Annotated in this window: 16 protein-coding genes; 9 read left to right on the top strand and 7 right to left on the bottom strand. The window is 70.3% G+C overall.

The features are described 5' to 3' along the window. Positions 1 to 187: 187 nt before the first annotated feature. Positions 188 to 3,325 (bottom strand): isoleucine--tRNA ligase, encoded by a 3,138-nt coding sequence (ileS, locus tag ACWD5F_RS25695; protein WP_451257692.1) that lies wholly within the window; start codon positions 3,323 to 3,325, stop codon positions 188 to 190. Between the two features lie 599 nt (positions 3,326 to 3,924). On the opposite strand from ileS, the gene ACWD5F_RS25700 reads away from it, so the two are divergent. The 6 genes from ACWD5F_RS25700 to ACWD5F_RS25725 all read left to right on the top strand — a co-directional run bounded on the left by ACWD5F_RS25700 (position 3,925) and on the right by ACWD5F_RS25725 (position 9,731). Further along, the gene (locus ACWD5F_RS25700) at positions 3,925 to 5,031 is read left to right on the top strand and encodes a TraR/DksA C4-type zinc finger protein (RefSeq protein WP_451257694.1); all 1,107 of its coding nucleotides are present in this window, start codon (positions 3,925 to 3,927) and stop codon (positions 5,029 to 5,031) included. A gap of 60 nt (positions 5,032 to 5,091) precedes the next feature. Continuing rightward, on the top strand, positions 5,092 to 5,685 hold the full coding sequence (lspA, locus tag ACWD5F_RS25705; RefSeq protein ID WP_451257696.1) for a signal peptidase II: 594 nt from the start codon (positions 5,092 to 5,094) through the stop codon (positions 5,683 to 5,685). Positions 5,686 to 5,747: 62 nt separating this feature from the next. Next, positions 5,748 to 6,692: an RluA family pseudouridine synthase gene (locus tag ACWD5F_RS25710; RefSeq protein WP_451257700.1), complete on the top strand. Its 945-nt coding sequence runs from the start codon at positions 5,748 to 5,750 to the stop codon at positions 6,690 to 6,692. Next, positions 6,689 to 7,159 carry a GNAT family N-acetyltransferase gene (locus ACWD5F_RS25715; RefSeq protein ID WP_451257702.1) on the top strand — a complete coding sequence of 157 codons (471 nt, stop codon included), beginning with the start codon at positions 6,689 to 6,691 and terminating at the stop codon, positions 7,157 to 7,159. The genes ACWD5F_RS25710 and ACWD5F_RS25715 overlap by 4 nt, the downstream gene beginning before the upstream one ends. A 168-nt stretch (positions 7,160 to 7,327) precedes the next feature. Beyond that, on the top strand, positions 7,328 to 8,914 hold the full coding sequence (locus tag ACWD5F_RS25720; RefSeq protein ID WP_451257704.1) for a Na+/H+ antiporter: 1,587 nt from the start codon (positions 7,328 to 7,330) through the stop codon (positions 8,912 to 8,914). A 76-nt stretch (positions 8,915 to 8,990) separates the two neighbouring features. Next, entirely contained in the window at positions 8,991 to 9,731 is a 741-nt protein-coding gene (locus tag ACWD5F_RS25725) for an SDR family NAD(P)-dependent oxidoreductase (RefSeq protein ID WP_401727354.1), read from the top strand. Between the two features lie 3 nt (positions 9,732 to 9,734). Here the strand turns inward: ACWD5F_RS25725 and ACWD5F_RS25730 are convergent, their stop codons facing one another. Beyond that, the gene (locus tag ACWD5F_RS25730) at positions 9,735 to 10,877 is read right to left on the bottom strand and encodes a mechanosensitive ion channel family protein (protein WP_451257706.1); all 1,143 of its coding nucleotides are present in this window, start codon (positions 10,875 to 10,877) and stop codon (positions 9,735 to 9,737) included. Between the two features lie 44 nt (positions 10,878 to 10,921). Between ACWD5F_RS25730 and ACWD5F_RS25735 the strand changes: the two genes are divergently transcribed. Beyond that, on the top strand, positions 10,922 to 11,491 hold the full coding sequence (locus ACWD5F_RS25735) for a dienelactone hydrolase family protein (protein WP_451257708.1): 570 nt from the start codon (positions 10,922 to 10,924) through the stop codon (positions 11,489 to 11,491). Here the strand turns inward: ACWD5F_RS25735 and ACWD5F_RS25740 are convergent, their stop codons facing one another. The 4 genes from ACWD5F_RS25740 to ACWD5F_RS25755 form a co-directional block, all read right to left on the bottom strand. Further along, positions 11,492 to 13,174 carry an alkaline phosphatase D family protein gene (locus tag ACWD5F_RS25740; protein WP_451257710.1) on the bottom strand — a complete coding sequence of 561 codons (1,683 nt, stop codon included), beginning with the start codon at positions 13,172 to 13,174 and terminating at the stop codon, positions 11,492 to 11,494. A gap of 86 nt (positions 13,175 to 13,260) precedes the next feature. Continuing rightward, the gene (locus ACWD5F_RS25745; protein WP_451257712.1) at positions 13,261 to 14,076 is read right to left on the bottom strand and encodes a thioredoxin domain-containing protein; all 816 of its coding nucleotides are present in this window, start codon (positions 14,074 to 14,076) and stop codon (positions 13,261 to 13,263) included. Between the two features lie 104 nt (positions 14,077 to 14,180). Next, positions 14,181 to 14,873: a hypothetical protein gene (locus tag ACWD5F_RS25750; RefSeq protein ID WP_451257714.1), complete on the bottom strand. Its 693-nt coding sequence runs from the start codon at positions 14,871 to 14,873 to the stop codon at positions 14,181 to 14,183. Positions 14,874 to 14,940: 67 nt separating this feature from the next. Next, positions 14,941 to 16,266 carry a DUF2252 domain-containing protein gene (locus ACWD5F_RS25755; RefSeq protein ID WP_451257716.1) on the bottom strand — a complete coding sequence of 442 codons (1,326 nt, stop codon included), beginning with the start codon at positions 16,264 to 16,266 and terminating at the stop codon, positions 14,941 to 14,943. Positions 16,267 to 16,471: 205 nt separating this feature from the next. Here ACWD5F_RS25755 and dnaE point away from each other — a divergent pair, with 205 nt between their 5' ends. Beyond that, positions 16,472 to 20,005, top strand: a complete 3,534-nt coding sequence (gene dnaE, locus ACWD5F_RS25760) for a DNA polymerase III subunit alpha (RefSeq protein WP_451257718.1) — start codon at positions 16,472 to 16,474, stop codon at positions 20,003 to 20,005. An 80-nt stretch (positions 20,006 to 20,085) separates the two neighbouring features. Here the strand turns inward: dnaE and ACWD5F_RS25765 are convergent, their stop codons facing one another. Further along, positions 20,086 to 20,250: a hypothetical protein gene (locus ACWD5F_RS25765; RefSeq protein ID WP_401727346.1), complete on the bottom strand. Its 165-nt coding sequence runs from the start codon at positions 20,248 to 20,250 to the stop codon at positions 20,086 to 20,088. A 204-nt stretch (positions 20,251 to 20,454) separates the two neighbouring features. On the opposite strand from ACWD5F_RS25765, the gene ACWD5F_RS25770 reads away from it, so the two are divergent. Next, positions 20,455 to 21,669: an NYN domain-containing protein gene (locus tag ACWD5F_RS25770; RefSeq protein ID WP_451257720.1), complete on the top strand. Its 1,215-nt coding sequence runs from the start codon at positions 20,455 to 20,457 to the stop codon at positions 21,667 to 21,669. Positions 21,670 to 21,701: the final 32 nt, after the last annotated feature.

Below are 21,701 nucleotides of genomic sequence, written 5' to 3' on the forward strand. Positions count from 1 at the left end.
GTACGCCGTAGTCGGCGGCAGCGTTCAACAGGGCGGGGCCCCGGATTTCGATCCGGGGCCCCGCCCTGTTGTGCGTGTGCGGCGGAGGTGGGCGAGTCGGGTCCAAGGGCGACCGTGCCCACCTGAAGGGGCGCGGGGAACTGCGCGACCAGCCCCCACGCCCCTGCGACCGCCGACGGCGAGGCGGTTACGCCTTGCGCAGGCGGAACACCAGGGACAGTCCCTCGTCGGTGAAGGGCTCGCCGTACGCCTCGTCGGCCTCGCCCTGAGCGAAGTCGGTGGCGAGGACCTCGTCGGCGATCAGGGCCGCGTGCTCGGACAGGGCCGCGATCACCGCGGGGTCGGTCGACGTCCAGCGCAGGGCGATCCGGTCCGCCACGTCCAGGCCGCTGTTCTTGCGGGCCTCCTGGATCAGGCGGATCGCGTCACGGGCGAGGCCCGCCTGCCGCAGCTCCTCGGTGATCTCCAGGTCCAGGGCGACCGTGGCGCCCGAGTCGGAGGCCACCGACCAGCCCTCGCGCGGGGTCTCCGTGATGATGACCTCGTCCGGGGCGAGGGTGACGGTCTCGCCGTCCACCTCCACGGACGCCGTGCCCTCGCGCAGTGCCAGGGACAGCGCGGCCGCGTCCGCGTTCGCGACGGCCTTGGCGACGTCCTGGACGCGCTTGCCGAACCGCTTGCCCAGGGCGCGGAAGTTGGCCTTCGCGGTCGTGTCGACCAGGGAGCCGCCGACCTCGCTGAGGGACGCGAGCGAGCTCACGTTCAGCTCCTCGGTGATCTGCGCGTGCAGTTCGCGGTCGAGGGCGTCGAAGCCGGTCGCGGCCACCAGCGCGCGGGACAGCGGCTGGCGGGTCTTCACGCCCGACTCCGCGCGCGTGGCGCGGCCCAGCTCGACGAGCCGGCGCACCAGGACCATCTGCCGTGACAGCTCCGGGTCGATCGCGGAGAGGTCCGCCTGCGGCCAGCTGGTCAGGTGGACGGACTCCGGGGCGCCCGGCGTGACCGGCACGACCAGGTCCTGCCAGACCCGCTCGGTGATGAACGGGGTCAGCGGGGCCATCAGTTGGGTGACCGTGCCGACGACCTCGTGCAGGGTGCGCAGCGCGGCCTTGTCGCCCTGCCAGAAGCGGCGACGGGAGCGGCGGACGTACCAGTTGGACAGGTCGTCGACGAACGCCGACAGGAGGCGGCCGGCGCGCTGGGTGTCGTAGGACTCCAGCGCCTGGGTCACCTGGTCGGTGAGCGCGTGGAGTTCCGACAGCAGCCAGCGGTCCAGGACCGGGCGGTCCGCCGGGGCCGGGTCGGCCTCGCTGGGCGCCCAGCCGGCCGTGCGGGCGTACAGGGCCTGGAAGGCGACCGTGTTCCAGTACGTCAGGAGCGTCTTGCGGACGACCTCCTGGATGGTGCCGTGGCCCACGCGGCGTGCCGCCCACGGCGAGCCGCCGGCCGCCATGAACCAGCGCACCGCGTCGGCGCCGTGCTGGTCCATCAGCGGGATCGGCTCCAGGGTGTTGCCCAGGTGCTTGGACATCTTGCGGCCGTCCTCGGCGAGGATGTGGCCGAGACAGACCACGTTCTCGTACGAGGACTTGTCGAAGACCAGGGTGCCGATCGCCATCAGCGTGTAGAACCAGCCGCGGGTCTGGTCGATGGCCTCGGAGATGAACTGCGCCGGGTAGCGCGACTCGAACAGGTCCTTGTTCTTGTACGGGTAGCCCCACTGCGCGAACGGCATCGAACCCGAGTCGTACCAGGCGTCGATGACCTCCGGCACGCGCACGGCCGACTTGGCGCACTTGGGGCAGGCGAAGGTGACCTCGTCGATGAACGGGCGGTGCGGGTCCAGCTCCGACTGGTCGGTGCCGGTCAGCTCGGTGAGCTCCGCGCGGGAGCCGACGACCGTGAGGTGGTTGTCCTCGCAGCGCCAGATCGGCAGCGGGGTGCCCCAGTAGCGGTTGCGGGACAGCGCCCAGTCGATGTTGTTGTTCAGCCAGTCGCCGTACCGGCCGTGCTTGACGGTCTCCGGGAACCAGTTGGTGTTCTCGTTCTCCTGGAGGAGGCGGTCCTTGACGGCGGTGGTGCGGATGTACCAGGACGGCTGCGCGTAGTAGATGAGCGCGGTGTGGCAGCGCCAGCAGTGCGGGTAACTGTGCTCGTACGGCAGGTGCTTGAACAGCAGCCCGCGGTCCTTGAGGTCTTCCGTGAGCTTTTCGTCCGCCTTCTTGAAGAAGACACCGCCGACCAGCGGGACGTCCTCGGCGAAGGTGCCGTTCGGCCGGATCGGGTTCACCACCGGGAGGCCGTAGGCGCGGCAGACCTTGAGGTCCTCCTCACCGAAAGCGGGGGACTGGTGGACCAGACCCGTACCGTCCTCGGTCGTCACGTACTCGGCGTTCACCACGTAGTGGGCGGGCTCGGGGAACTCCACCAGGTCGAACGGACGTTGATACGTCCAGCGCTCCATCTCGGCGCCGGTGAAGGTCTCACCGGTCAGTTCCCAGCCCTCGCCGAGGGCCTTCTCGACGAGCTGGGTGGCGACGACGAGCTGCTCCTCGCCGTCGGTCGCGACGACGTAGGTGACGTCGGGGTGGGCGGCGACCGCGGTGTTGGAGACCAGCGTCCAGGGGGTCGTCGTCCACACCAGGAGCGCGGCGCGGCCGGCCAGCGGACCGGAGGTGAGCGGGAAACGGACGTAGACCGACGGATCCACGATCGTCTCGTAGCCCTGCGCCAGTTCGTGGTCCGACAGACCCGTCTCGTCGCGCGGGCACCACGGGGCGACGCGGTAGTCCTGGACCAGCAGGCCCTTGTCGAAGATCTGCTTCAGCGACCACCAGACCGACTCGATGTACTCGGGGTCCATCGTGCGGTAGGGGTCGTCGAGGTCGGTCCAGTAGCCCATGCGGGTCGTGAGCTCGGCGAAGGCGTCCGTGTGCCGGGTCACCGACTCGCGGCACTTGTCGTTGAACGCGGCGATGCCGTACGTCTCGATGTCCTGCTTGCCGCTGAAGCCGAGTTCCTTCTCGACGGCCAGCTCGACCGGGAGGCCGTGGCAGTCCCAGCCGGCCTTGCGGGCCACGTGGTAGCCGCGCATGGTGCGGAAGCGGGGGAAGACGTCCTTGAAGACGCGTGCCTCGATGTGGTGGGCGCCCGGCATGCCGTTGGCGGTGGGCGGGCCCTCGTAGAACACCCACTCGGGGCGGCCCTCGGACTGCTCCAGGGTCTTGGCGAAGATCTTCTGCTCGCGCCAGAAATCGAGCACGGCGTGCTCGAGTGCGGGCAGGTCGACCTGGGCGGGCACCTGGCGGTACGTCGGCGTTGTCATCAGCGAGCTTCCTCCGGCGGACTTTCCGTTCCGTCCGGAGGGACGAGAGCTGTCTTCGTACGCCGTCCTCGGCGCGCTCCCGCGGTACCACCCTCCTTGGTCCCCCGGCGCACCCTGCGCTTCGGCGGACCCCCTCATTGGGGTCGCGATGCCGGTTCTACTGGCCCCTCACGGGCGTTCCTCCGGCGGCTCCGGGGTGATCTTCACGTCGCGCTCGCCCCCGGGCTTCCACCGTCCCCGGGTCGCTCTGGGCTGCGTACGTCGCTACTCGTCCCCATCCACGCTTCTCGCTCCGCCCAGTGTACGGCGCCGCGCGGACACCGGCCGACCGGATTTCGCGGTCCGGCGGCGGGGGTGCCGCGGGCCCGGGGAACGCCCTGGTGTGACCCGAATGGAGCGGTGCGTGTGTTCGCATCCTGGGATGTGCGATCGGGCGGATTACCCCGTGGGGAGCTGGGCACAACGCTTGAAGGCTTGCGGAGCGGCACGCGCGAGCCGGGCGAATCGGGCGGTGCGTCCCGTTGCCGCGGGGCTGAAGTCGATTTATCGTCCCAGCACGATTCGCGTGCAAGATCACAATATGTGAAGGGGCCGCGGCCATGGTGGCGAAGAAGACCGCCGTACAGCAGTCGGCGTCGGGCAGGTCCACGCATGTCTCCGGTGGCGCGGCCAAGGATGTGAGCGGCAAGAAGAGCACGGCCAGGAAGAGCACGGCCAGGAAGGCGGCCAAGGGGGAGGAGCCGGCGAGACCCGGGGCGTCGGCCGGGGCTTCGAGCAGGGCGGACGCGGAAACGGATGCGGATGCGGTGACGGACGCGGCGGTCGGCAGGAAGACGGTGGCCAAGAAGGCCGTCCCGAAGAAGACCGCTGTGAAGAAGGCCGTCACCAGGAAAGCGGTGGCCAAGAAAGCGGTGGCCAAGAAGGGCGTGGCGAAGACCTCGGGGACGAAAGCCGCGGCGACGAAGACTGCGGCGACGAAGAGCGCGGCCACCAAGGCGGTGGCTGCCGAGAAGACCGTCACCAAGAAATCGGCCACCAAGAAGGCGGCTGTGAAGAAGACGGCAGGCAAGGCGCCGGCCGCGAAGAAGGCGGTCGCCACCGAACCGGCGGCCACCAGGGCCGACGGCACGCAGTCCGCAGGTACGAAGCGCAAGAGCACGGTGAGCAGGAGCACGGCCAAGAAGGTGGGCGCGGCGCGGGCCGCGAAGGAGACGGGAGCCACGACGGTGGTTGCGAAGAAGACCCCTGGCACGGCCACGGCGGCGAAGACCGCCGTCCCCAAGGCACGCCTCGCCGCGGCGGCGGAGCCGGGCGAACTGGCGGTGCGTCCCGGAGAGGACCCCTGGACGCCGGAGGAGGTCGAGGAGGCCCGCACCGAGCTGCTGTCCGAGGCGGAGCGGCTGCGCGAGGAGATCTCCTCCAGCGAGCGGGCCCTCGCCGGTCTGATGCGGGACTCCGGGGACGGCGCCGGCGACGACCAGGCGGACACCGGCACCAAGAACATCACGCGCGAGAGCGAGATGGCGCTGGCCGCCAACGCGCGCGAGATGCTGATCCAGACCGATCACGCCCTGGAGAAGCTCGACGCGGGCACGTACGGCCTGTGCGAGAACTGCGGCAACCCCATCGGCAAGGCGAGGATGCAGGCGTTCCCGCGGGCCACCCTGTGCGTGGAGTGCAAGCAGAAGCAGGAACGCCGGTACTGAGGGTCCCGGGAGGCGTGTCGTACCCTCTCCTCAGTCAGGTACCTAGGTTGAGGGACTCACGTGGCAGAGGCGGAGCGCATCATCGGTACGCCGGATACCCCAGAGGCGGCGGGGGCCGAACCGGAGCAGCCGGACCAGCCGGGACGGAGCGAGGCCACGCGACCCAGGGGCAAGCGCCGTATCGCCGTGCTGTTCGCGGTGGCCACCTTCGCGTACCTGCTGGACCTGGGCAGCAAGCTGCTGGTGGTCGCCAAGCTGGAGCACCACGCGCCGATCGAGATCGTCGGGGACTGGCTGAAGTTCGAGGCGATCCGCAACGCGGGCGCGGCCTTCGGCTTCGGTGAGGCCTTCACCGTGATCTTCACGGTGATCGCGGCGGCCGTGATCGTGGTGATCGCCCGGCTCGCCCGCAAGCTCTACAGCCTGCCCTGGGCGATCGCGCTGGGCCTGCTGCTCGGCGGTGCGCTCGGCAACCTCACCGACCGCATCTTCCGCTCGCCGGGCATCTTCGAGGGCGCGGTCGTCGACTTCATCGCCCCCAAGGGCTTCGCCGTCTTCAACCTGGCCGACTCGGCGATCGTGTGCGGCGGCATCCTGATCGTGCTGCTGTCGTTCAAGGGCCTCGACCCGGACGGGACCGTCCACAAGGGCTGAGGGGGCGGGGGCCGAGGGGCCTTGTGGACGGGGCTGTCGGTGCTGTCCGGCATACTCGACGGGTGAGCACCGTTCCCGATATCCGTACCCTGCCCGTGCCCGACGGCCTGGAGGGCGAGCGTGTCGACGCCGCCATCTCCCGCATGTTCGGCTTCTCCCGTACGAAGGCCGCCGAGCTGGCCGCGGCGGGGAAGGTCATGGTCGACGGCTCGGTGGTCGGGAAGTCCGAGCGGGTGCACGGCGGGGCCTGGCTCGAGGTCGAGATGCCGCAGGCGCCCGCGCCGGTGCAGATCGTCGCCGAGCCGGTCGAGGGCATGGAGATCGTGTACGACGACGACGATGTCGTCGTGATCGACAAGCCCGTCGGTGTCGCCGCGCATCCGTCGCCCGGCTGGACCGGGACGACGGTCATCGGCGGGCTCGCCGCGGCCGGCTACCGGATCTCCACCTCCGGTGCCGCCGAGCGCCAGGGCATCGTGCACCGCCTAGACGTGGGCACCTCCGGCCTGATGGCGGTCGCCAAGTCGGAGCGCGCGTACACCTCGCTCAAGCGCCAGTTCAAGGAGCGCACGGTCGACAAGCGCTACCACACGCTCGTGCAGGGCCACCCGGACCCGACCAGCGGCACCATCGACGCCCCCATCGGCCGGCACCCCAACCACGACTACAAATGGGCGGTCACCGCCGAGGGCAAGCCCTCCGTGACGCACTACGACCTCATCGAGGCGTTCCGCGCGGCCTCCCTCCTCGACGTGAAGCTGGAGACCGGCCGCACCCACCAGATCCGCGTCCACATGGCCGCCCACCGCCACCCCTGCGTCGGCGACCTCACCTACGGCGCCGACCCGACGCTCGCCAAGCGGCTCGGCCTGACCCGCCAGTGGCTGCACGCGGTGCGCCTGGGCTTCGAGCACCCCGGGGACGGCGAGTGGGTGGAGTTCGCCAGTGAGTACCCGGCCGACCTCCAGCAGGCCCTGGACAAGGTCCGCGAGGAGACGTACGGATGAGCACGCGCGCGTACGAGGTGCGGGTAGCCGAGGACCCCGCCGACCGGGAGGCGTGCTTCCGGGTCCGCAAGGACGTCTTCGTCGGCGAGCAGGGCGTGCCCGAGGACCTGGAGTACGACGAGTACGACGCCGTGGCCGTGCATGTGCTGGCCGTGCGCGAGGACGGGGTGCCGCTCGGCACCGGGCGGCTGCTCCACGGCGAGCGGGCCGCGGCGAAGACCGGCGGGGACCTCTCGCTCGGGTCCCTGGGGCGGCTCGCGGTGACCAAGGACGCGCGCGGTCTCGGCGTCGGGGTCGCGCTGGTGCGGGCCATCGAGGACGCGGCACGCGCGTGGGGGCTCGCGGCCGTGGACCTGCACGCGCAGACGCACGCGCTGGGTTTCTACGAGCGGTTGGGGTACGAGGCGTACGGGCCGGAGTACCCGGAGGCTGGTATCCCGCACCGGGCGATGCGGCGCGCTCTGTAGCGCGGGGCGGCGAGCGGGGCGGGGTTCCGAACGCGCGTCAGGGTTCCTGACGTGTCCGCGTGACGAACGCGTCAGGGCGCCGAACGCGCTGGTGAGGTCGGTGGCGTGGCACGCTTGGGGCCTGCTGTCCGTCCGTCCACCTGTTCCTACCTGTTCGGAGCGCTGACCGTGGATCAGTTGGCCCTGCTGTTCGTGCTGTTGCTCGGGGCCCTGGTGAGCGTCCCGGTGGGGGACCGGTTCGGGTTGCCGGCGCCGGTGCTGATGACCCTGTTCGGGATCGTGCTCGCGATCGCCGACTTCGTCCCGAACGTGAACATCCCGCCCGAGCTGATCCTGCCCGGACTCCTGCCGCCCCTGCTGTACGCGGCCGTACGACGCACCTCCTGGCGGCAGTTCACGGCCAACATCCGGCCGATCTTCCTGCTGGCGGTCGCCCTGGTGTTCGTCACCACCGCGGTCGTGGCCGCCGTGGCGAGCGCGATCGTGCCCGGGCTGCCGATCGCCGCCGCCGTGGCCCTGGGCGCGCTGGTCGCCCCGCCCGACCCCGTCGCCGCCACTGCCGTCGCCGGTCAACTCGGGCTGCCCCGGCGCCTGGTGTCGATCCTGGAGGGCGAGGGCCTCTTCAACGACGTGACGGCGATCGTGCTCTACCACGTGGCCATCGCCGCCGCCGTGAGCGGCAGCTTCTCGCCCTGGCGGGCCGGTCTCGACCTCGTCCTGTCCGCGGTGGTGGCGCTCGCCGTCGGCCTCGTGCTCGGCTGGGGCGCGAACAAGCTGATGGACCTGCTGGACGACCCGACCCTGCAGATCGGGATGACCCTGCTCGTCCCGTACGCCTCCTACGTGCTCGCGGAGGAGCTGCACGGCTCCGGAGTGCTCGCGGTGCTGACCACCGCGCTGTTTCTCGCCGAGTACGCGACCGACGCCGACGACGTGATGACCCGGCTCGCCGGACACACCTTCTGGAACGTCGTCGACACCCTCGTCACGGGCGTCGCGTTCGGGCTGATCGGCCTCGAACTGCACAACGCGATCCGGACCGCGTCCGGGCGGTGGGGCGAGATGCTCGGCTGGGCCGCGGCGATCGTCGGCGTGGTGGTGCTGGTGCGGCTGGCCTGGCTGCTGCCGGCGACCTGGCTCACCAAACGGCTGCACGCCAGACGTGACCAGGACGAGGACATCCCGACCAGCTGGCGGGAGACCGTCGTCATGTGGTGGTCGGGGATGCGGGGCGTGGCCTCGGTCGCGCTGGCGCTGGCGATCCCGCTCAAGACCGACGACGGCTCACCCTTCCCGGACCGCGACGAGATGGTGTTCATCGCGTTCGGCGTGATCATGGTCACCCTGGTGCTCCAGGGTCTGACCCTGCCCTGGCTCGTGAAGCGGCTGGGGGTGAAGGCCGACACCGAACGGGAGCAGGAGTTCGAGCGGGCCCTTGCCATCCGCGCGGCCAAGGCGGCCAAGGCGCGGCTGAAGGAGATCGAGAAGGACGAGGAGCTGCCGGAGGAACTGTCCGAGCAGATGCTGCGGCGGGCCTTCGAGATCGGCGTGCGGATCAGCCCCGACATGGGGGACGAGGAGCGGCGGGAGGCGCACGAGCAGCGGGTGCGACGGCTGAAGCGTGTGCGGCGCATCCAGGGCGAGATGCTGAGCGCCGCCCGCCACGAGGTGCTCGCGGCGCGCAGCGAGCCGGGCGCGGATCCGGAGATCGTGGACCGGGTGCTGCGCCATCTCGACGTACGCAGCCTGCGCTGACCTTCACAACTCCCGTCCGTATGCCGACCTTCGCCGTTCCGTGCCGACGGCGCCCGGTGCTTCGTACGATCGGATCATGACGCGCAATGTGGTGATCAGCGGCGGAGGTACGGGAATCGGGCTCGCGGCGGCGCGGGCGTTCGCGGCGGACGGGGATCAGGTGCTGCTGCTCGGGCGGCGGGCCGAGGTGCTGGAGAAGGCCGGGGTGCCGGGGGCGCTGGCCTTCGCCGCCGATCTCGCGGAGCCGGCCGAGGTGCGGCGGGTCGCCGCCTTCGTGGAGCGGGAGTTGGGGACCGTGGACGTACTGATCCACAGTGCCGGCGGCACCGGGCAGTTGGAGCCGCCCGTCGACAGCGAGGATCCGCTCGATCGGGTCGCGCACAACTGGACCGTCAACTTCCGGATCAACACCCTGACCGCGGCCCTGCTCACGGAGGCCCTCAAGGACCGGCTCGCCTCACCGGGCGGACGGGTGCTGTTCGTCAGCTCCATCGCCGCCTACCGGGGGTCCGGCAGCGGGGCGTACGCGGGGGCCAAGGCCGCGCTGCACCCGTACGCCCATGACCTGGCCCGGGAGCTCGGGCCGCGCGGGATCACCGCGAACGTGGTCGCGCCCGGCTACATCGAGGACACCGAGTTCTTCGGGGCGCAGATCGACCCCGCCCGGCGCGAGCGGCTCATCGGGGACACCGTGAACAAGCGGGCCGGTACGCCGGGAGATGTCGCGGTGACCCTGCACTGGCTCGCCTCGACGGCCGCCGGGCACGTCACCTCGCAGGTCGTCCAGGTCAACGGCGGGGCCGAGCGCGGGCAGTGAGCCTCAGCCGCGGCCCGTGCGCGGCGGTTCGTGGGCGCGGCGGGTGGCCGCTACGCCCTCGGCGCCGTCGCGGGCCCCGTCGCCGGCACCGTTCGGGGAAGCGGCGCTGCCCGGCGGCAGGGCCGCGTCCGCCGTGTTGACGCGGGGCAGGGCGTAGGGGTGCTGCTCGCCCAGCCAGCGGATCATCTGCTCGCGGACCGTGACCCGTACCGTCCAGATGTCGTCGGCGTCCTTGGCGGTCACCAGGGCCCGTACCTGAAGGGTGTTCGGGGTGGCGTCGGTGACGGCGACGCCGTAGTCGCGGCCGTCCCAGGCGGCGCACTCGCGCAGGATGTCCCGCAGCTTCTCCCGCATCAGCTCCACCGGCGCCGAGTGGTCGAGGTGCCAGTAGACGATGCCGGTCATCTGGGTGCCGCCGCGCGACCAGTTCTCGAACGGCTTCGAGGTGAAGTACGAGACCGGCATGGTGATCCGGCGCTCGTCCCAGGTCCGCACGGCGAGGAACGTCAGGGTGATCTCCTCGACCGTGCCCCACTCGCCGTCCACGACGACCGTGTCGCCGATGCGCACCATGTCGCCGAAGGCGATCTGCAGCCCGGCGAAGAGGTTGGCGAGCGTGGACTGGGCGGCGACACCGGCGACGATGCCGAGGATGCCGGCCGAGGCCAGCAGCGAGGCGCCGGCCGCGCGCATCGCCGGGAACGTCAGCAGCATCGCGGCCACCGCCACCACGCCGACGACCGCGGCCACCACCCGCGTGATCAACGTCACCTGGGTCCGCACCCGCCGGACCCGGGCCGGATCGCGGTGCACGCGTGCGTACCGCGCGTACGACGACTCCACGATCGCCGCCGCGATCCGGACCATCAGCCACGCCGTGGCACCGATCAGCACCAGGGTCAGCGTCTGGCCGATGCCGGCCCGGTGCTCCTTCAGCAGCCGTGCCTGCTCGTAGGAGCCTCTGAGCAGCGCGGCGCAGAGCACGAGCTGGTAGGGCACCCGGCCGCGGCGCAGCAGGCCCCACAGCGAGGTGTGCTCATACCGTTCGTCGGCCTTGCGCAGCAGCAGGTCGGTGACCCAGCCGATGAGCAGCGTCAGCACGACCGAGCCGCCGATCACGATCAACGGACGCAGTACGTTCTCCATGCCTGAGAACGTAACCGGCTGCGCGCGGCTGACACCATGACCCCATGAACATCGTGCTCTTTCACTCCACCTACGGGCTCAGGCCGGCCGTGCGCGCGGCGGCCGACCGGCTGCGGGCAGCGGGCCACGTGGTGTGGACGCCGGACCTCTTCGACGGACGTACATTCGAGACCGTCGAGGAGGGCATGGCCTTCAACGACGGGATCGGCAAGGACGAGTTGCTCAAGCGGGCCGTGCTGGCCGCCGCGCCCTACTCCGAGCGGGGGCTGGTGTACGCCGGGTTCTCGCTGGGCGCCTCCGTCGCGCAGACCCTCGCGCTCGGCGACGAGAAGGCGCGCGGGCTGCTGCTTCTGCACGGCACCTCCGACCTCGCGCCGGGCGTCACCGTCGACGGCCTGCCGGTCCAGCTGCACGTGGCCGAGCCGGACCCGTTCGAGACGGACGACTGGCTGAGCGCCTGGTACCTCCAGATGGGCCGCGCGGGCGCCGACGTGGAGATCTACCGGTACGCCGGGGCCGGCCACCTCTACACCGACCCCGACCTGCCGGACTACGACGAGGAGGCCGCCGAGGCCACCTGGCGGGTGGCCCTCGGCTTCCTCGACAGCCTCTAGCTACACCGGGTCGTACGTCCGCTCGACCTTCTGCGTGCCGCTGCGCGTGCGGTACGAGCGGGCCCAGGACGCGGTCGCCGTCGTGGTGGTGCGGTCGGACAGGACGTAGTAGTCCATCTGCGCGCGGTCGGCGGTGATGTCCAGGACGCCGTAGCCGTGGCGGTCGGTGTCGACCCAGTGGACGTGCCGGTTGGCCAGCTGGATGACCGGCGCGGCGAGCGCGGAGACCGTGCCCTCGGGGACCTTCACCAGGTCGTCGAGGTTGTCGGAGGTCACCGAGGTGACCACGAACTCGGTGGCGGCGGAGGCGGACAGCGGGTAGGTGCCGGCGTTCACCGGCACGTCGTTGGCCCACGCCATGTGGATGTCACCGGTCAGGAAGACGGTGTTGCGGATCGCGTTGGTGCGCAGGTGGGCCAGGAGTTCGCGCCGGTCGTCGGTGTAGCCGTCCCACTGGTCGGTGTTGAGGGCGATGCCCTCCTGCGGCAGACCGAGCAGCTTGGCCAGCGGTTTGAGCAGGTCGGCGGAGAGCGAGCCGATGGCGAACGGCGAGATCATCACCGAGTTGCCGACCAGCCGCCAGGTGGTGTCGGAGGCCTTCAACCCGGCCTTCAGCCAGTCGAGTTGGGCCCGGCCCGTGATCGTCCGGTCCGGATCGTCCACCGCCCCGCTGGCCGTGGACGCCTGCTGCGAGCGGAACGAGCGCAGGTCGAGCAGCGAGAGGTCGGCGAGCCTGCCGAAGCGCAGCCGGCGGTAGGTGGTGCCGGCGATCGCCGGGCGGACCGGCATCCACTCGAAGTAGGCCTGCTTGGCGGCCGCCTGCCGGGCGGACCAGGTGCCCTCGGCGCCCTCGGTGTGGTTCTCCGCGCCGCCCGACCAGGCGTCGTTGGCGAACTCGTGGTCGTCCCAGATCGCGATGACCGGCGCCTTGGCGTGCAGGGCCTGGAGATCCGGGTCGGTCTTGTACTTGCCGTGCCGGGTGCGGTAGTCGGCGAGCGTGATGATCTCGTTCGCCGGCGCGTGCGGCCGCACGACGGTGCCGCGGGTCCCGTACTCCCCGCTCTTGTACTCGTAGATGTAGTCCCCGAGGTGCAGCCAGGCGTCCAGGTCGCCACGGGCCGCGAGATGGCGGTACGAGGAGAAGTAGCCGGCCTCCCAGTTGGCGCAGGAGACCACGCCGAAGCGCAGGCCGGACACGCTCGCGTCGGCCGCGGGCGCGGTGCGGGCGCGGGCGACGGGGGAGTCGGTGCCGCCGGCCGAGAAGCGGAACCAGTAGTCGGTGGCCGGCGCGAGACCGCGGATGTCCGCCTTGACGGTGTGGTCGGAGGCGGCGGTCGCGGTGAGGGAGCCCTTGGCGACGACGTTCGTCAGCGCCTTGTCGGTGGCGACGGTCCAGCCGACCTCGGTGTCCGGGCCGAGCCCGGAGCCGGGGGTGGCCTCGGCGGTCGGCGTCACACGGGTCCACAGGAGGATGCCGTCGGGCAGCGGGTCGCCGGAGGCCAGACCGTGCAGGAAGGCGGGGGCCTCGGTGGCCGCGCGGGCCGGGAGGGCGGCGGCGAGCGGGCCGGCCAGGACGGCGGTGGCGGCCGCGGCCTTGACCACTGAACGGCGGCGCGGGGAGCGCCAGTCGGGGCGCTCGGCGGGTGAGGCTGCGGGATCGGATGATCTGTATCGACTGGTCACGGGCGATCAGGTTACTGACCGGTACGGCGAAGAGCGGGCGAACCGTCAAAAGTTCGCCCGCTCTTCGACTGGAAGTCGGTTCGGTATCAGCCCTTCAGGGCCGCCGTGATCGCGGTGTTGAAGTCCGCCACCGTCATCGGCGCGTTGCCCTGGCCGTCGGAGCCGGTCAGGGCCTTGCCGTCCATCTTCAGGGTCGGGGTGCCCTGGATGCCGTCCTTGTCGAAGATCTTCGACTCCTCGATCGCCCAGCGGTCGTAGGTGCCGTCCTTCACGGCCTTCTGGAAGGCCGTGTTGCCCTTCAGGGCGGAGACCGTGTCGGCGATCTTGATCAGGTAGGCGTCGTCCTTGAACTTGTCCGTGGTCTCCTCGGGGTGCCACTTCGTGGAGTACATCGCGGTCTTGTACTCCTCGAACGCCTCGGGGCTGACGTTCAGCGCCGCGCCCAGGGCGCTGAGCGCGTTCTTGGAGCCCTCGCCGCCCAGGTTGCCGTCGAGGAACGTGGCCCCGACGTACTGGATCTTGAACTTGCCGGCGTCCAGGTCCTTCTTGACGGTCGGGCCGACGGTCTGCTCGAACTGGGCGCAGACCGGGCAGCGCGGGTCCTCGTACATGACCAGGGTCTTCTTGGCGGTGGACTTGCCGAGGGTGACGACCGTGCCGTTCGTGCCCGTGGTGTTGGCCGGCTTGACGAGCTTGTCGTCCTTCGCCGCCTCCCAGTAGCCGGGCTTGTTGCCCTGCACGACCGCGTAGCTGATGCCGCCGGCTATCGCGAGGACGCCGACGATGGAGCAGGCCACGATGACCTGCCGCTTGATCTTGGCGCGCTTGGCCTGGCGCTCGCGTTCCTGGCGCAGCCGCTCGCGGGCCTGCGACTTCGCTGCGGCGCTGTTGCGCTTGCTCATGGTGGTGTTCTCCGTACGGGGAGGCGCACATGTCGTGTGCGGGGATACGTGAAAGGGGACGGGCGGTGCTCAGGTGCTGTGCTGTGGGCCGTACCGGCGGTGGTTCAGGCGACAGCGACCGAGCACGGCGGTCCACGCCGTCCCAGGGAGTGCACGAGGATCCGGTCGAGTGCGGAGGCCGTACGGCGTACGGGGGGCCGCGGCAGGCGGGTGCGCGGCGCGCGGCGCACGGTGACCGCGGCGACGGCCAGCAGCAGCGGGCGGAACGTCGTCGCGGCGACCGCCGCCAGCAGCTGGTCCAGCGCTCGCTCGCCGCGGCGCAGCCAGGCCGCCGCGAGCAGCCCGACGCCGATGTGCGCGCCCAGCAGTAGCCAGGCGGTGGCGGGGTCGGCGTGCGCGAGCAGCGACGTGACATGGCCGGGGTCGGCGCCGGTCACGCGGGCCAGCGGGGCGCCGACCTGGGTGTTGTTGCCGCAGAGCAGGTCCCAGCCGACGGAGCGCAGGGGGCCGGCGACCGGGCCGCCCGCGGGGCCGTAGCAGACGTGCTGACCGGTGGTGAACACCGTGTCGGCGGCCAGCTCCAGCGGGATCAGCAGGGCGGCGATGCCGGCGAAGCCGCGCTCCCGGCCGGCCAGCGCGTAGGCGACCGCGAACACGGCGACGGCGACCGCGGCCACCGTGTTCAGCGGCAGCGGGACCCGCGACAGCAGCACGTGCGACGCGGTGCTGAGCGTCACGACGAAGGCCGTGAACAGCGCCGCGCGAACGGCTCGTGGCTGGGTCCCGGATATGTCCATAGCGGAGAGAGTGTGTCACGTGGCCGGGTAAGGGACCCCTAAAAGATCCCTGTGAGACCACGGACCGTTAGAGACCCGGAATCCGGCCGTTGCGGAACAGGTCCACGAAGATCTGGTGGTCGTAGCGCGCGCGTGCGCCGTAGTCGTGCGCGAAGGACGTCAGCATGTCCGCGAAGCCGTCCTCGTCGGCCGCGATCGCCGCGTCGATGGCACGCTCCGTGGAGAAGGGCACCAGCGACTCGCCCGAGGTGTCGTCCGCCGCCGCGTGCATGGTGGCCGTGGCCCGGCCGAGGTCGGCGACGACGGCCGCGACCTCCTCCGGGTCGTCGATGTCGCTCCAGTCCAGATCGACCGCGTACGGCGACACCTCGGCGACCAGCTGGCCCGCGCCGCCCAGCTCGGTCCAGCCCAGCCACGGGTCCGCGTGCGCCTGGAGGGCGCGCTGGGAGATCACCGTGCGGTGGCCCTCGTGCTGGAAGTAGTCCCGGATCGCCGGGTCGGTGATGTGCCGGGAGACGGCGGGGGTCTGGGCCTGCTTGATGTAGATCACCACATCGTTCTCCAGGGCGTCGCTGTGGCCCTCCAGAAGGATGTTGTACGACGGCAGCCCGGCCGATCCGATGCCGATGCCGCGCCGGCCGACCACGTCCTTGACCCGGTAGGAGTCCGGGCGGGTCAGGGAGGTCTCCGGCAGGGTCTCCAGGTAGCCGTCGAAGGCCGCGAGGACCTTGTAGCGGGTGGCCGCGTCCAGCTCGATGGAGCCGCCGCCGGGCGCGAAGCGGCGCTCGAAGTCACGGATCTCCGTCATCGAGTCCAGCAGCTCGAAGCGGGTCAGCGAGCGGGCGGTGCGCAGCGCGCCCAGCAGCGGGCCGTCGGCGGTGTCCAGCGTGAACGGCGGCACCTCGTCGCTCTTGGCGCCGGTCGCCAGCGCGTGGATGCGCTCGCGGTACGCGCCCGCGTACACCTCGACCAGCTCGGTGATCTGCTCATCGCTGAGCGCCTTCGCGTACCCGATCAGCGCGACGGAGGCGGAGAAGCGCTTGAGGTCCCAGGTGAAGGGGCCGACGTAGGCCTCGTCGAAGTCGTTGACGTTGAAGACCAGGCGGCCGTTGGAGTCCATGTACGTGCCGAAGTTCTCCGCGTGCAGGTCGCCGTGGATCCACACGCGCGTGGTGCGCTCGTCCAGGTACGGTCCGCCCCGCCGGTCGCTGTCCACGTCGTGGTAGAAGAGGGCCGCCGTGCCCCGGTAGAAGGCGAAGGCGGAGGCCGCCATCTTGCGGAACTTCACGCGGAACGCGGCCGGGTCGGCGGCCAGGAGCTCGCCGAAGGCGGTGTCGAAGACGGCGAGGATCTCCTCGCCGCGCTGCTCGTCGTTGAGCTGGGGGACCGACATCGCTGGGTGCCTCCTGGTGCATGGATGTGTACGACAGCGTTTCTGTCGTTTCCAACGGGCGACGGGCCGCGGAAGTGCCCGCGACCCTCGCTGTGAAGGTACGCGGGGCAGGGCCGCGAGTGTCAGTGCCGAGGCATAGGATCCGATGTTGTCCCCCGGACTGTCCGCAGCCTGTCGCCCAGTGTTTTTCCATGGAGGCCACGCCGTGTCAAAGCCGCCGTTCACGCACCTGCACGTCCACACCCAGTACTCGCTGCTGGACGGTGCCGCGCGGCTGAAGGACATGTTCGACGCGTGCAACGAGATGGGCATGACGCACATCGCGATGAGCGACCACGGCAACCTGCACGGGGCGTACGACTTCTTCCACACGGCGAAGAAGGCCGGGGTCACCCCGATCATCGGCATCGAGGCGTACGTCGCCCCCGAGTCGCGGCGCAACAAGCGCAAGATCCAGTGGGGCCAGCCGCACCAGAAGCGCGACGACGTGTCCGGTTCGGGTGGTTACACGCACAAGACGATCTGGGCGGCCAACTCGACGGGCCTGCACAACCTCTTCCGGCTCTCCTCGGACGCGTACGCCGAGGGCTGGCTGCAGAAGTGGCCCCGGATGGACAAGGAGACCATCTCCCAGTGGTCCGAGGGGCTCATCGCCTCCACCGGCTGCCCCTCCGGGGAACTCCAGACCCGGCTCCGCCTCGGTCAGTACGACGAGGCCCTGAAGGCGGCGGCCGAGTACCAGGACATCTTCGGCAAGGACCGCTACTTCCTGGAGCTGATGGACCACGGCATCGACATCGAGCACCGGGTCCGCGACGGCCTCCTGGACATCGGCAAGAAGCTCGGCATCCCCCCGCTGGTCACCAACGACTCGCACTACACGTACGCGCACGAGGCCACGGCCCACGACGCCCTGCTGTGCATCCAGACCGGCAAGAACCTCTCCGATCCCGACCGCTTCAAGTTCGACGGCACCGGCTACCACCTCAAGACCACCGACGAGATGTACGCCATCGACTCCTCGGACGCGTGGCAGGAGGGCTGCCGCAACACCCTCCTGGTCGCCGAACAGGTCGACACCTCCGGCATGTTCGAGGCCAAGAACCTCATGCCGAAGTTCGACATCCCCGAGGGCTACACCGAGGTCACCTGGTTCAAGGAGGAGGTCCGCCTCGGCATGGACCGCCGTTTCAACGGCAACGTCCCCGAGGACCGGCAGAAGCAGGTCGAGTACGAGATGGACGTCATCATCCAGATGGGGTTCCCGGGGTACTTCCTCGTCGTCGCCGACTTCATCATGTGGGCCAAGAAGCAGGGCATCGCGGTCGGTCCTGGCCGAGGCTCGGCGGCCGGTTCGATCGTCGCGTACGCCATGGGCATCACCGACCTCGACCCGATCCCGCACGGCCTGATCTTCGAGCGGTTCCTCAACCCCGAGCGCGTCTCCATGCCCGACGTCGACATCGACTTCGACGAGCGCAGGCGCGTCGAGGTGATCAGGTACGTGACGGAGAAGTACGGCGCCGACAAGGTCGCCATGATCGGCACGTACGGCAAGATCAAGGCGAAGAACGCCATCAAGGACTCCGCGCGCGTGCTGGGTTACCCGTACGCGATGGGCGACCGCCTCACCAAGGCGATGCCCGCCGACGTCCTCGGCAAGGGCATCGACCTCAACGGCATCACCGACCCCTCGCACCCGCGCTACAGCGAGGCCGGCGAGATCCGCGCGATGTACGAGAACGAGCCGGACGTCAAGAAGGTCATCGACACCGCCAAGGGCGTCGAGGGCCTGGTCCGGCAGATGGGCGTGCACGCCGCCGGCGTCATCATGTCCAGCGAACCCATCGTCGACCACGCCCCCGTGTGGGTGCGGCACACCGACGGCGTCACCATCACGCAGTGGGACTACCCGCAGTGCGAGTCGCTCGGCCTGCTGAAGATGGACTTCCTGGGCCTGCGCAACCTGACGATCATGGACGACGCCGTCAAGATGGTGAAGTCCAACAAGGGCATCGACCTCGACCTGCTGGCCCTGCCGCTCGACGACCCCAAGACCTTCGAACTCCTCCAGCGCGGTGAGACGTTGGGCGTCTTCCAGTTCGACGGCGGCCCGATGCGCTCGCTGCTGCGCCTGATGAAGCCCGACAACTTCGAGGACATCTCCGCCGTCTCCGCGCTCTACCGTCCCGGCCCGATGGGCATGGACTCGCACACCAACTACGCCCTGCGCAAGAACAAGCTCCAGGAGATCACCCCGATCCACAAGGAGCTCGAAGAGCCCCTCGAAGAGGTCCTCGCGGTCACCTACGGCCTGATCGTGTACCAGGAGCAGGTGCAGAAGGCCGCCCAGATCATCGCCGGGTACTCGCTCGGCGAGGCCGACATCCTGCGCCGCGTGATGGGCAAGAAGAAGCCCGACGAACTGGCGAAGAACTTCGTCCTCTTCCAGAAGGGCGCCCGCGACAAGGGCTTCAGCGACGAGGCGATCCAGTCCCTGTGGGACGTCCTGGTCCCCTTCGCCGGCTACGCGTTCAACAAGGCGCACTCCGCCGCGTACGGACTGGTCTCGTACTGGACCGCGTACCTCAAGGCCAACTACCCGGCCGAGTACATGGCCGGACTGCTCACCTCGGTCAAGGACGACAAGGACAAGTCCGCGATCTACCTGAACGAGTGCCGGCGCATGAAGATCAAGGTGCTCCCGCCGAACGTCAACGAGTCGGTGCACAACTTCGCCGCGCAGGGCGACGACGTGATCCTCTTCGGCCTCGAAGCCGTGCGCAACGTCGGTACGAACGTGGTCGAGTCGATCATCAGGAGCCGCAAGGCCAAGGGCAAGTACGGCTCCTTCCCCGACTACCTCGACAAGGTCGAGGCGGTCGCGTGCAACAAGCGCACCACGGAGTCGCTGATCAAGGCCGGCGCCTTCGACACCATGGGGCACACCCGCAAGGGCCTCACCGCGCACTTCGACTCGATGATCGACAACGTGGTCGCGGTCAAGCGCAAGGAGGCCGAGGGCCAGTTCGACCTCTTCGGGGGCGGCGAGGAGAGCAGCGAGCCGGGCTTCGGGCTCGACATCGAGTTCACCACCGACGAGTGGGAGAAGGGCTATCTGCTCGCCCAGGAGCGGGAGATGCTCGGTCTGTACGTCTCCGACCACCCGCTCTTCGGCCTGGAGCACGTGCTGTCCGACAAGGCCGACGCGGGCATCGCCCAGCTCACCGGCGGTGAGCACGCGGACGGCGCGGTCGTCACCATCGGCGGCATCATCTCGGGCCTCCAGCGCAAGATGACCAAGCAGGGCAACGCCTGGGCGATCGCCACCGTCGAGGACCTCGCCGGCTCCATCGAGTGCATGTTCTTCCCCGCGACCTACCAGCTGGTGTCGACCCAACTCGTCGAGGACGCGGTCGTGTTCGTCAAGGGCCGCCTCGACAAGCGCGAGGACGTGCCGCGCCTGGTCGCGATGGAGCTCCAGGTCCCCGACCTGTCGAACGCGGGCACCAACGCGCCCGTGATCCTCACCATCCCGGCCACCCGGGTCACCCCGCCGATGGTCAGCCGCCTCGGCGAGATCCTCAGCCACCACAGGGGCGACAGCGAGGTCCGGATCAAGCTCCAGGGCCCGACGAAGACGACGGTGCTGCGTCTGGACCGGCACCGGGTCAAGCCCGACCCGGCGCTCTTCGGCGACCTGAAGGTGCTGCTCGGACCGTCCTGCCTGGCAGGCTGAGTCCACCGCGGCACATGAGCACGCACGAGGGGCGCACCCGGTACCGGGTGCGCCCCTTCGTCATGCCCGCACTGCTGATGTCAGTTGTGGCCGAAGCGCTTCTGCCGGCCCTTGCGCGCGACATCCGCGGGCGTCACCTGGGATATACGCTGCTCGGCCTGTGCCTCCATCGAGGAGCGTTCGGCCTGCTGCTGACCACGCTCCGCCTGCGGCTGCTTGCGGTCCTGTTTCTTGTTCTTGGCCATGGTGATCTACCTCCTGAGGGGGATCTGGGGGCCAGAGTCGGGACCAGATTCACATAGCCTGACAAAGAACGCATTTCGGATAATTACCGTCTGTGACTTGGGGCAACGCCACGCCGAAGATCGAGTTCGGGCCGTTAACCTCCGCGCTGTCGGGCAGACTCGAAGGAAGCCCGAAGCAAACCTCCCGGAAAGAGGGTGGATCGCGTGGACCGCTGCATCGTCCTGGTGGACGCCGGGTATCTGCTGGGGGCCGCCGCGAGTCTGCTCGCCGGGGAACCCTCACGCTCCCGCATCACCGTCGACCACGCCGCCCTCATCCAGGGGCTGCGCGAGCGCGCCGAGTCCGACACCGAGCGCCCGCTGCTGCGCATCTACTGGTTCGACGGCGCCCCCGACCGCGTGCCCCAGCCCGAGCACCGCAGACTGCGCGTGATGCCCCGCGTCACCGTCCGGCTCGGCGCTCTGACCCGCAGCGACGGCCGCTGGGCGCAGAAGGGCGTGGACGCCGCGATGCACGCCGAGCTGACCGAGCTGGCCCGCAACCGCGCCTGCTCCGACGTCGTCCTGGTCACCGGCGACGGCGATCTGCTGCCGGGCATGATGGCCGCCAAGGAGCACGGGGTCGCCGTACACCTGTGGGCCGTGCAGGCCGCCGACGGCGACTACAACCAGTCCGAGGACCTGGTCGCGGAGGCCGACGAGCGGCGCGTGCTCGACCGGGCGTGGATCGTCAAGGCCGTACGGGCCAAGGACCTCGGCGGGGTGTGCGCGCCGCCGCCGGTGCCGCGGCCCGAGATCGCCGCGATCCTGTCCGCGCCGCTGCCGGACGCCCCGCTCGCCCCGGCCGGCGAGCGGCCCGAGGAGGAGGCCGAGCACGCCCCGGCCGCGGCCGACTCGGAGAACGGGGCGCAGGAGCGGGTGCCCGCGCCCAAGGGCGTGCCCACCCCCAAGGACCTCGCCGCGCTGCGCGCCCCCGGTGCCCAGCCCGACCGGCATCCGGCGAGCGCGACCCTGCGCTGGTCCTCCGACAAGGGCTGGGTCGACCGGCCCGTCGCCGAGGCGCCCGACGCGGCCTCGATGCCCACGCTGGCCCAGCTGACCACGGCGGAGCAGCGGTGGGCCGACCGGGAGGAGGACATCACCACGGTCGGCGGCGACCCCTACGAGGTCGGACAGGTGTTCGCCCGGCGGTGGATGGGCCGCCTCGGCGAACAGGTCCAGCTGCAGAAGCTGTCCGGGATGTACCCGCGCGTCCCGCACCGGATCGACGGCGAGCTGCTGCGCTACGCGGCCCGGTTCGGCCTGCTCGCGCACAAGGACGACCAGATCGACGAGCACGACCGGTACGCCATCCGGGCCGGTTTCTGGCGGGAGATCGACGTCCGCACGGCGGCCGAGCACGCCCCCGCGGGTGAGTAGTTCCTTACCGGTGGATTTGCCGTTGTGGGCCA

Source organism: Streptomyces sp. NPDC002499 (assembly GCF_053595415.1).